Source organism: Caulobacter sp. FG7 (assembly GCF_057808875.1).
The window spans coordinates 49,338-58,891 of sequence record NZ_JBMDIW010000031.1 but is presented as its reverse complement, the minus strand read 5'-3'; the positions used below and the strand labels follow the sequence as shown (position 1 = coordinate 58,891).

7 protein-coding genes are annotated in these 9,554 nt (G+C 69.4%); all 7 read right to left on the bottom strand.

The window, feature by feature from the left end; all coding sequences use genetic code 11:
- Window positions 1–45: 45 nt before the first annotated feature.
- On the bottom strand, window positions 46–2,223 hold the full coding sequence (locus ACODR1_RS20930) for a transferrin-binding protein-like solute binding protein (RefSeq protein ID WP_488882162.1): 2,178 nt from the start codon (window positions 2,221–2,223) through the stop codon (window positions 46–48).
- A 2-nt stretch (window positions 2,224–2,225) separates the two neighbouring features.
- A complete protein-coding gene (locus ACODR1_RS20925; protein ID WP_488882161.1) occupies window positions 2,226–2,681 on the bottom strand; it encodes a hypothetical protein in 456 nt (151 codons plus the stop codon).
- A 25-nt stretch (window positions 2,682–2,706) separates the two neighbouring features.
- A complete protein-coding gene (locus ACODR1_RS20920; protein ID WP_488882160.1) occupies window positions 2,707–3,891 on the bottom strand; it encodes a surface lipoprotein assembly modifier in 1,185 nt (394 codons plus the stop codon).
- A 223-nt stretch (window positions 3,892–4,114) separates the two neighbouring features.
- Entirely contained in the window at window positions 4,115–4,756 is a 642-nt protein-coding gene (locus ACODR1_RS20915; RefSeq protein WP_488882159.1) for a thermonuclease family protein, read from the bottom strand.
- The gene (locus ACODR1_RS20910; protein WP_488882158.1) at window positions 4,756–5,205 is read right to left on the bottom strand and encodes a DUF5991 domain-containing protein; all 450 of its coding nucleotides are present in this window, start codon (window positions 5,203–5,205) and stop codon (window positions 4,756–4,758) included. Before ACODR1_RS20910 ends, ACODR1_RS20915 begins: the two co-directional genes overlap by 1 nt.
- Before the next feature lie 384 nt (window positions 5,206–5,589).
- Window positions 5,590–6,348, bottom strand: coding sequence for a FadR/GntR family transcriptional regulator (locus ACODR1_RS20905; RefSeq protein WP_488882157.1), 759 nt, complete (start codon window positions 6,346–6,348; stop codon window positions 5,590–5,592).
- 260 nt (window positions 6,349–6,608) lie between these two features.
- The gene (locus ACODR1_RS20900; RefSeq protein ID WP_488882156.1) at window positions 6,609–9,464 is read right to left on the bottom strand and encodes a TonB-dependent receptor; all 2,856 of its coding nucleotides are present in this window, start codon (window positions 9,462–9,464) and stop codon (window positions 6,609–6,611) included.
- Window positions 9,465–9,554 lie beyond the last annotated feature (90 nt).

Sequence of the window (9,554 nt, the reverse complement as noted above, 5' to 3'; positions counted from 1 at the left end):
CGGGGCCCGGCGCGCCCCTTTTGCTTCCAAGGAGCCTTTTGGGCCCTACTTCTTCACCGCCACGAAGCCGCCGCCGTAGGTGGCGCCCGTCGGGGCCTTGGTCGCCTGGAACGAGCCGACCGCCTCGGGCGCGCCGGGGCCGGCGAACAGGCCCTTGACCGGTCCGGCCAGGGTGTTGTCGGCATTGGCGAAGTCGCCCGAGAACTCGGCGTTGGCGATCGAGGCCTTGAAGCTGAAGTTCTGGTCGGGACGGCTGGCGCCGGCGCCGGTCGACAAGCCGGTGGTCGAGCCCGTCAGCGAGGCGGCGCCGAAGTCGACGCTCATGGCGACCTTGCCCTCGCTGGTGTCGACGTAGCCGTTGTCGTTGTAGCCGGCGACGACCACGCCCTGGTATTCGGCCTTGCCGGTCTGCGGCACGTCGGTGGCGCGCTGCCCCAGGGCCACATAGTGGGTCGAGCGCTGGTCGCTGGCCCGCCAGCCGGCCAGGCTGGAATAGCGCAGGTCGACACCCGACACCCGGTACATCATCTCGACCAGGCCCTTGGCCCCGTCGAAGGCGACGACCTCGCCGGTCCGATAGGCGGCGTTCACGCCATAGGGATAGTCGTTGTACGACACCGCCCGGCCCGTATAGGTCGCGTTCAGCGACTGGCCGCCGGCGGTCATGTCCAGGCGCAGGGTGTCGCCCTGGCCGAAGGGCGAGTTGCGGCGCCACTCGACCGCCAGGCCGGTCAGCGGCTCGGCGCTGACGGCGTAGTTGGACGCGCCGGCCGCCGACGAGAAGGTCGTGGCCGAATAGCCGATGCCGGTCGGGACCGGATTGCGCGTCCCCGCCAGCATGCCGGCCATCGCACCGTAGCCGGGGATGTTGATGTTGTAGATCGCGCCCAGCTCGGCGGCGTCGGGGCCGTAGAAGTCGCCGCGCACCTGGCCGGTCAGGCCCAGCTTCTGCCCATCGACCGTGGCGTCGAAGGCCCGGTTGGCGTTCAGCGCGCCGCTGAAGGTGACCAGGGTCGGCCGGGCGGGGTCGTTCGGGGCGACGAAGCCGTCGCTGCCGGTGTAGGTCAGCGCGCCGATCCCGCCCTTCACCTGGCCCGTGCCGAAGGCCACGTCGACGACGCCGGTTCCGCTGGTGGTGTAGGTCGCTCCCGTGGCGGCGTTGACGATCGTGCCGACGGCGTCGCCCTTGTAGCGGGCCGAGCCGCTGGCCGGCAGCGCCGTCGAGCGCAGGCCCGTGGTCATGTAGGCCCGGTGCGTCACGCCCGGCGAAATGCCGGCGTTCACATATTCCAGGGCCTGGACGTAGATCGGCCGCAGCCAGGCGGTGTCGCTCTGCACGCCCAGCTCCCAGCGATTGAGGGTCTGGCCGTTGGTCCAGGTCTCGACCCGCAGGTAGCGCGTGCCGGTCGTCGACGGGCGCGGCGTGTCGACGTAGCGGTCGCCCTTGTAGTGACGCACATCGAAGTCCTGCAGCATCATCTCCGCGCCGTTGTCGAAGTAAAGCCGGTAGCTGTCGTCCGAACCGCCGAAGGCGCCGGGGGTGAAGGTCAGAGACTCGTTGTTGCCGCCCAGCTCGATGTTGTTCTGGTTGTAGCTGGTGCGGGTCCAGCCGGCCGTCGACGAGGTCAGGTTGACCAGCGACGGCCGCAGGGTGATCGGGTCGGCGCCGGCCAGGAAGTTGGCGGTCGGCCGGCCGGCCACGAACACGCCCGCCAGCTTGGTGTCGGCATAGGTCACGCTGAACGTCGCGCCGACCTCGAGGTCGGAGCCCTGGCCGTAGAGCTGCCCGAAGACCGAGCCCTTCTCGCCGGTCTGGAACGGGGCGTCGATCGTGTTCGCGGCGAACTTGCCGTCGACCAGGTTGGCCTCGAAGTTGAAGTCCAGGGTGTGGAACGGATAGCTGATGTCGATGTAGGTGCTGAAGTCTTCCAGACCGCCGCGCACCTTGCCGGTCGAGAAGTCGATGTCCACGCCGGCGCTGGCCGAGAACGGCTGCGCCACGCCCGCGCGCTTCAGGATCCCGTCGCCCGAACCGATGGCTTCGCCGCGGAAGCGCGCGACGCCGGTCGTTGGAACGCCGGTCGCCAGGTCGCCGAGCAGGCCGAAACCCCAGACCTGGCCTTCCGCCGCGGTCGGCGCGCCCCAGCTGATCGGCCGCACCCAGTCCGGGGCGTCGCCGGTGTTCAGACCCACCGAGAACGCGCCCTCGTCCAGGCCCGCCATCGTCAGGCCGGTAGAGCCCCCCAGCCCTTGACGGTGATCGGCCGGCTGACGGTGCGCCCATGCTCGGTCGTGTATCCGCCGAAGAAGCGGATGCTCTCGGCGTAGTCGGCGGCCCGGAAGGACTGTTCGACCGTCAGGTTGCTGGCGGAGAAGCGCATGAACACGGTCTCGTCGCCGTCGATGTTCAGCGCCGCGTACTTGGTCGCGTTGGGGGCGTCGGGATCGGTGATCGAGACGCTGTTCAGCTGGCTGCCGGCCGTCGCCCGGGTGTCGAGGTCGGTGATCGCGGCCATCGGCGACAGCAGCAGGGTCGCGAGCGGCGGCGGCGTGGTGGGCGTGGTCGGCGGCGTGGGCGTGGTGACGCCGGTCGACGGACCGCCGCCGCCGCCCCCGCCGCCGCACGCCGTCAGGGCCGCGGCGGCCGCGCCGACCAGCAGAACCTTGGCAAAGTTGTTCATGTCGCCCACCCCTCGCGAATAATGGTCAGAAGGTTCGTGTCGCGCCGAAATCCACCCGCAGGCGGGAATAGGCGTTGATGTCGAGATTGCTGTCGTTGCGGCTGGCCTGGGCCCCGACGTACGGACTGAAGCCGCGATAGCGCCAGTCGCGCTTTATCAGCCGCACGGCCAGGGCGTACTCGGTGTCGCGCCGCGGCTCGGGCGACAGCAGGCTGCGCGCGTCGTAGGCCCGGCGCTCGACCGACGGCTCGACGAAGGCCGCCAGGCCGGCCGGCAGGGTCTGGTAGAGCCCCACCGAGGTCCGCCACAGCCAGAACGACTCCGAGGCCGCGTCGGCCTCGCCCCGGGCGCCGCTGACGCCCAGCCGCCAGAAGCGGTTGGCGCTGACATAGCGCGTGCGGTCCCAGCCGGCGGCGTAGATCCAGGCGTCGCGGCCCTCGATCCGGTCGTAGGTCAGCTTCTGGGCCGACAGGCTGGCGTGGCGCTGCACCCGGCCCCAGCCCCATTGCAGGTCGCCCGACAGGCCGGCGGTGCGCGACAGGGCCTGGCCGCCGAACCAGCGGCGCTCGACAAGGGCCTCGACGCCCGCCCGCGTCTGGCCCAGCCAGAACTGCGGTCCGGCCCGCAGGCCCAGGGCGCCGTCGTCGAAGGCCCGCTCGTCATTGTCGACGAAGCGGCCGTAGCCGCCGACCATCAGCCGCGTGCGGCCCTTCAGCGGCACGCTGCGCTCGGCCGAGGCCGCCAGGCTGAGCCCGACGCCCGAAGTGCGCCTGGCCTCGTCCGACAGTTCGAACGGCAGGCCGAAGATCTCCAGCTGCCGGGCGTCGGTGGCGGTGTTGACGTTGCTGTCGGGCGAGACCGCCAGGTTGACGCTGTAGCGCCAGCGCCGGCGCTCGGCGATCTCCCTGAGGCGGGCCTCGACGCCCTCGCGCACGGTCCCGGCCTCGTCGGAGGCCAGCGCCAGGCGGTAGTTGTGCTCGGCCGAGCGGTCGTCATTGGCCTCGACGAAGGTGTCGGCCAGCTCCAGCCGCACCCGCAGCGGCGCGTCCGCCCCTTCCAGCAGCCGCTGGTAGATCTCGATCGCGCGGTCGTGACGGCCCATGCGCCGGGCCAGGAAGGCGCGCACGAACTGCACCTCGGGGCTGGTCAAGGTCTGCGGCGGCAGGCGGGAAAGCAGAAGATCGGCCCCGCGCCAGTCGCCGCGTTTCATGGCCTCGCCGACCTCGACCCCAACCTGCTCCAGCGTAGCGGAGGGGGGGAGAAGAGACGGCCGCCGGCGGCTGATCGGGCACGGTCCAGAGCAACAAACTAAACGCGACCCATGCCTAGGAAAGCAATCTTCGGACGAGCTCTAGCGCATGGCCAAGTTTGCCACAACGTCACCGGATGTTGCGTCGCGGAATTATTTTCAGGATCCCCGAAGAACGGGCGTTTCAGCTCGTCGGCGCGGCCGCCCTGGCCTTCTGGCGCCAGGCCTCGGGCTCGTCGAAGCGGCCGGCCCAGAGACCGGCCCTGTCTTCCTCGGCGTCGGACTCGGGCTCGGAATACTGGCCTTCGAGGTCGACCGCCCAGCCCTGGCGCACCATGGCGAGGTTGAGGGAATTGAGGTCCGACCCGCACGGTCCGCCCTCGTCCTGGCACGGGGCGTCGGCGACGAAGCACAGGCCCTGCCAGGCGTCCCCGTCGGAAGGCGGGCCTTCGGGCCGGCAGGCGACCTTGCGGCCGGCGATCAGCTTTTCCAGGTGCTCGCGCGCGGCCTGGCCGCAGGCGAAGGACGCCCCGTCCTTGTCGAGGCAGGTCTGGGCCAGGTCCGGCGCGTCGATGGTCCACAGCCGGGCCCTCAGGCCCTGGATCTCCAGGGTGTCGCCGTCGATGACGCGGGCGGGTCCGAACAATCGGGCGCGGCCGTCGGCGTCCCTGGCGAACTGCGGCTGAGGGGCGTCGAGGTCGTGCTCGCGGGCGTCGGCGGCCTTGATCGGGTGGACCCGAGGGCGGGCGGCGTCATAGGCGTAGACCGCCGCGCCGGCCAGGCCGGCCACGACCAGCAGCCCGACCAGGATTCTGGCTCCACGCATCACTTCACCTTCTTCAGATAGGGCGCCGGCGAGCGGGCGACGCCCTCGTCGGGCACGAAGCCGGTCCAGCGCGTCAGCACCCGCCCCTCCAGCCGCGACAGCGTGAACAGCGGCGCGCCGGGCTTGTAGACCTCGACCCCGAACCGGTTTCCAGCCGCCGGCGGCGGATAGCGCAGGAACCGCACCTCCAGCCCCTGCGGCGTGGCGTGGGTGCTGCACTGCATGGTCTCCAGCGTCTGGAAGCCCTCGCCGTGAAACTCGCAGGCGCCGCCCTTCAGGGTCAGCCGCCAGGTCACCAGGATCGGCGAGCCGCCGGCCGTGCGGCCGCCGTCCTGGGTGTAGCTGTAGACGCCGTCCCACCCCTTGGCCGGGCTCGCCGAAAGCAGGGCGAGCGACAGGGCGCTGGTCAGCAGGCCAGTCAGCAGGCCAGTCAGCAGGGATGAGAGCATCAGGCCGGCTCCTCGCAGGGCGGGACGGCCGACCGACTGATGGCGGCGCTTCCCCCGTCGGAAGGAAAAGCGGTTGGGGCGGCGGGGTTCCGGCCTTCAGCCGCCTTTGCTCAAAGGCTGCTCCATCGTCGAGCATGAGCGACGCCTGGGATGCCGTCCTCGTCCTTCGACAGGCTCAGGATGAGGACGACTGTTGGCGCGCTGGCTCGCACAAATCCTCATCCTGAGCCTGTCGAAGGACGAGGATTTCCCTCCGCCGAGGGCGAAGGCGGGGACCCAAGCTGTCTTTCAGGACGGCGCACGGCCGCGACCGGCCCGCAGGCTCTGCTTGGATCCCCGCCTGCGCGGGGATGCTCGGTGAATGTGGAGAATAGGGAAAGCCCCCTACCCCATCCGCGCGGTCATCAGGAAGCGCTGGCGGCTCTCGGCGGCCTTGCGTTCCAGCGCCTGGCGCTCCTGCTGCTCGGTGGCGTCGAGCATGGATTCCAGCAGGCGCGAGAAGTGCAGGCGCATGGCCTGGCGGGCGGCCTTGGGGTCGCGGCGGCGCAGGGCCTCGACCACGGCCACGTGCTCGGCCTGGCGGGCGTCGCCGTCGTGGTGGCAGATGGCCTGGTGGGTGCGGCGCACCTCCGGATCCTCCATGCGGAATTTCCAGAGGGTCTTGATGGTGTGGATGATGACCCGGTTGCCCGAGGCGGCCGCGATGGTCATGTGGAACTCGCGGTCCACGGCCGTGGAGCGGGCGTCATCCTCGCCGGCCTCGACCATCTGGGCCAGAAGGTCGTCGAGCTTGGCGAGATCCGCGTCGGAGATGGTCGGGGCGGCCAGGGCGGCGGCCTCGCTCTCGAACAGCGAGCGCGCCTCGGTCAGTTCGAAGGCGCTGACCGTGGGCAGGGCGCCCTCGCCGCCGGCGGCGTCGGCCCCGGCCGGGGCGCAGACATAGACGCCCGAGCCGGCGCGGATGCGCAAGGTTCCCCGGGCCTGCAGGGCGATCTCGGCCTCGCGGACGGTGACGCGGCTGACCCCCAGCCGCTCGGACATCTCGCGCTCGCCCGGCAGCCGCGAGCCTGGCGGAAACTCGCCCGCGCGGACCATCTCCGCGATCTTGTCGGCGATTTCCTCGAACAGGCGGCGGTCGGCCATGGCGCCCCTCTATGGTGGTGTTGCCCTTAAAGCCATGCCCGAACCGGACTGGAATTGGAATAGCAAACTGGTAGGCGCCGGGGCGGCCGGGGGGCGTGACGACGGATCGCCGCCACACCTCCGCTCAATCCCCGCGAAGGCGGGGACCCAAGCCGAGTCCGCCGATCGCCCACGGCCTCGCCAGAACCCGAGAGTCAGCTTGGATCCCCGCCTTCGCGGGGAAGCTCGGTGGAGGAGGACGGGACCGGCGAACGCCCGCCCTACAGCCGCGCCCGGATCGAGATGAAGAACTGCTGGCCGAAATACTGGTAGTTGCGGGTGCTGCCCGGGACCGGCATCGAGTCGATCTTGACCTCGTTGAACAGGTTCAGGCCCTGCAGACGGATGTCGACCTTCTTGTTCAGCTTATACTGGACGTTGAAGTCGAAGGCGTCGCTGCCCGAGATGTAGCGCAGCTGGGCGTTGCCGCCGACGAAGTCCTGGTAGTAGCGCGAACGGTAGCGATAGATGCCCTGCACGCTCAGCGGGCCGTGCTCGTAATAGAGCTGGGCCGAAAGCACGTGCTTGGAATAGCCGTTCAGGCCCGCGGCCGGGATCATCCCGCCGGTCGCCGCGCCGGTCTCGGCGTCGATGACGTCGCCCAGCCGGATGTCGTGGTTCTTGAAGTTGGTGATCGCGTAGTTGTAGCTCAGCTTGCCGCCGAACCCGTCCAGCGGCTTGGGCAGCCAGCTGAACTTGTTGGAGAGCGTGAACTCCGCGCCGTAGACGTGGCTCTTGTCGTCGCTGTTCTGGGTCTGGGTGACCGGCACGCTGACGGTCTGGCCGTCGATGACGAAGTCCTCATTGATGGTCACCGGTATGAAGCCGCCGGTGAACTGCTTGTAGTAGAGGGTCGTGGCCAGGATGGTGTCGCGGTTGGCGTAGTATTCCAGCGCCACGTCGGCGTTCCACGACATGATCGGCTTCAGGCGCGGACTGCCGCTGGCGACGATCTCGCCGATGGCGTCCTGGATCGAGGTGAAGTCGGTCCCGTCCTGCAGGGTGATGGTGCGGCCCGCCGCCAGGCTGCTGGGAGCCGGGCGCGACATGGCGCGATAGAGGGCGATGCGGCCCACGGTCTTGGGCGTCAGGTCGAAATTGGCGTTAACGCTGGGCAGCACGCGGAAGCTTGAGGCCTTGATCCGGGTGTCGTCGAAGGCGCCGGTTTCCACCAGCCGGATCGAGCCGTCGCTGTTGTTGACCACGTCCAGCTCGGCCCGCAGGCCCTTGGAGACGACGCTGGTGTCGACCACGCGCACGCCGAAGTTGCCGCGTACCGGCATGCCGGCCGCCTCGCCCTTGTAGGAGGCCATGACGTAGCCCGACCACACGGTCTCGGTGACGTCGGCATTGGCCACCGAGCGGGTGTCGCCGCTGCCGCCGGGATCTTCCGATCCCAGATAGTTTCGGAACTGGCACAGGGTGTCGAAGGTCGCCCAGCTGCGCACCGAGTGGTTGGGCGCGTCGCCCAGATAGTCCGACTGTGGGAAGTTGGTGCGGCAGGCCAGGTTGACGGCCCGGTCGACCGCCAGGCTGGCCTGGTCGATGGTCACCAGGTCGTCATAGGTGGTGTAGCGGCGGCGCGAATAGCGGGCCCCGGCGTCGATGCGGCTGATGAAGCCGTCGAGCTCGTAAGCAGCGTCGAAGCGGGTGGCGAAGATGCGGTCCTTCTTCTCCTCCTCCTCGCGGGTCAGGCGGGCGTCGTCGCTGTAGAGCGACCAGTCGTCGAGGTTGAAGCGCGGATCGACGGTGAGGATCGGCGCGAAGCCGCTGCGGGCGTCGTAGGTGAAGGGGACGCGCTGGTTGTTGATCGCCGTGCGGTTCCCGTAGATGTCCAGCGGGTCGGTGCGCAGGCGGGTCGAGCGGGTCAGGTCGGTGCGCGTCGTCTGGCTGTAGGAGATGTCGGCGTTCAGGGTCAGGCGGTCGGTGGCCCGGAACTCGAAGTCGCCGCCGCCGCCGATATATTCCTCCTGCCGCTGGAACAGGGTCGAGACCGACTGCAGGGTGCTGTTCCCGGTGGCGTAGAGCAGCCGGTGCTGGTCGTCATACTGCACGTTGCGCAGGGCGTAGCGGGTCTCGGCGAAGCCCAGGTCGTGGCGGTCTTCCTCGTAGTTCCGCTTGGAATATTCCATGTCCAGATTGACGTCCCAGCGGTCGTTGGGCTGCCACTGGACGGCGCCGAAGATCGCGTCGCGCTTTTCCTTGGCGGTCAGCTGGCGGAAGGTGATCGAGTTGGGCGCCAGATAGAAGGGCGTGCCGGCCGCGGCCTGGGCGCGGGTCACCTCGGTGCAGTTGCCGGTGGCGTTGATGTTGGCGTTGCAGGCCAGCCAGGTGTTGGAGGCGACATAGCTTTCGGCCGGGTCGTCGACCTGGTTGCGCTGGACGCCCAGCGACACCCCGACCTCGCCCAGCTTGCCCAGTTCGTACTGGTCGACATAGCTGGCCGTGCCGCGCCAGCCCCAGGGATCCGAGCCCGTGATCCGCTTCTGGTAGGGATTGTAGTTGCCCTTCAGCTCCACCTGGGCCAGCCGCTTGCCGTAGTCGAGCGGCTTCTTGGTCTCCATCTCGATCGTGCCGGCGACGCCGCCCTCGATCAGGTCGGCCTGCTGGGACTTGTAGATCTTGATGCCGTTGAACAGCTCGGACGGAAACTGGCCGAAGTTGACGGCGCGGTCGCCGCTGCCGTTCGAGGCCTCGCGGCCGTTGAAGGTGGTGGCCGACAGGAACGAGCCCAGGCCCCGCAGCGACACTTCCGTCGGGCCGTAGTTGCCGCGGTCGGCGGTGGCGCCGGTGATGGTCATGATCGCTTCGCCGATCGACTGGCCCGGCAGGTCGCCGATCTCGTTGGCCGACAGGGCGTCGACGATGGCCGTGGTGTCGCGCTTGACGGCGATCGAGTTCTGCATGGTCTGGCGGATGGCGCTGACCACCACCTCGTCGACGGCGTTGTCGGTGATCGGCTGGTCGGCCGGGGCCTCTTGGGCGCTGGCCTGGGCGGCGATGGCGACGATCGAGGCGGCCGCGCCGCAGCTCAGGATCGTCCGCAACCGGACGCGATTGGTGTTCGTGGCGCGCATGTCCGCTCCCTCCCCCTGGTTCTTTTCTTATGCCGGGACCCTGCGACCTGGTCGGCGCTGCGTCAAGGCGGATTCTTATACCAATTTCGA

What these genes read in the sequence shown, in the direction of transcription:
- ACODR1_RS20930 (WP_488882162.1), bottom strand. Translation starts at nt 2,223, where the DNA reads ATGGCGGGCCTGGACGAGGGCGCGTTCTCGGTGGGTCTGAACACCGGC.
- ACODR1_RS20925 (WP_488882161.1), bottom strand. Translation starts at nt 2,681, where the DNA reads ATGAACAACTTTGCCAAGGTTCTGCTGGTCGGCGCGGCCGCCGCGGCC.
- ACODR1_RS20920 (WP_488882160.1), bottom strand. Translation starts at nt 3,891, where the DNA reads ATGAAACGCGGCGACTGGCGCGGGGCCGATCTTCTGCTTTCCCGCCTG.
- ACODR1_RS20915 (WP_488882159.1), bottom strand. Translation starts at nt 4,756, where the DNA reads ATGCGTGGAGCCAGAATCCTGGTCGGGCTGCTGGTCGTGGCCGGCCTG.
- ACODR1_RS20910 (WP_488882158.1), bottom strand. Translation starts at nt 5,205, where the DNA reads ATGCTCTCATCCCTGCTGACTGGCCTGCTGACTGGCCTGCTGACCAGC.
- ACODR1_RS20905 (WP_488882157.1), bottom strand. Translation starts at nt 6,348, where the DNA reads ATGGCCGACCGCCGCCTGTTCGAGGAAATCGCCGACAAGATCGCGGAG.
- ACODR1_RS20900 (WP_488882156.1), bottom strand. Translation starts at nt 9,464, where the DNA reads ATGCGCGCCACGAACACCAATCGCGTCCGGTTGCGGACGATCCTGAGC.